Annotated in this window: 1 protein-coding gene; it reads right to left on the reverse strand. The window is 35.7% G+C overall.

The annotated features are described in order from the left end of the window. A partial coding sequence (locus tag A3CS_RS0110695; RefSeq protein WP_019518483.1) for a TrbL/VirB6 family protein occupies positions 1-917 on the reverse strand: 917 nt, incomplete at its 3' end. Positions 918-1073 lie beyond the last annotated feature (156 nt).

Consider the following 1073-nt stretch of genomic DNA (forward strand, 5'->3'; position numbering starts at 1 on the left):
GGTGCGCGACTGTATCCTGTGCCGGCAGCTCCCATACCAAAACGGACGGTATTTAGTACAGAATTTTTAGCTCCACTAAAGATTCCGCCTATTCCGCGTAATCCGGCGGAATAAGCGACACCCTCGACCGAGACAGAGGCTAATTGAGACGCATAATTTAATGAAAGATAAGCTAGATACCCCATGAAAAGACCAAATAGTAAGACGTAAAAACCTATCAATATTAAATTAAATTCTTTAGCTTGAGTTATAAGTCCACTTATATTTTTGCCAAAAAATGACATCCCCATGCGAAGTGAAATACCAATAAATACAACAGTAAGTATATTTGCCAAAATAAGCTGTAACCACTGATTAAAGGTATTGCGTAAGAAATTGTATAATAGACAAAAGATGAAAATAGGGGCAGTTACAGTCAATAGTTTTAATGTGATAGTTGTAGTAATAAAAATAATAAATGGCACAAATAAAGATACTGCTACACCAATCCAGGCAAGAAATGAAGCAATTCCACCTTCTAAGGGGACATATTTAGATTTATCTAGATCAAAGAGTTGACCAGCAATATCCGATCCTAATTCCAATTGGTCATCCATTAAACCGGCTATACCGTTTCCGGTAAAGCCGGTTAAGCTAGTTTTGAGATCATCAATTATCGCTAAAGAGTTATCCAGATACCCTCCATAATTCATCATAAATGCTACAATGATCATTTTTGTGGCAAAATCATAAATTAATGCTGTTGCTGGAGCTTCAATCTTGCCAGATATTACGGCAAATCCTTTTCCTAAAAAGTAAATTGTCAGTGTTACGCCAATAATTGTAAAAAGTGAGTTAGCAAAATTGCTACTCATAGATTGACTAACTGAATCCAATAACTGAATAACGAAAGAATCGATACTCTCAAAGAATCTCATAATGATAACCTAATTAGAAAAATTAACACCTCGAGTATTCATACGTCGAATACTTGCTTGTGCTTTATTTGCATTACTACAATTGGAGTTTGCCATTAATGGCTCCGCCTTTTTCTCACATTCTTCTAACATTTTTTGACGTTCAGTCGTATGTTC

The organism is Aggregatibacter actinomycetemcomitans DSM 8324, assembly GCF_000372365.1.
Classification (GTDB): domain Bacteria; phylum Pseudomonadota; class Gammaproteobacteria; order Enterobacterales; family Pasteurellaceae; genus Aggregatibacter; species Aggregatibacter actinomycetemcomitans.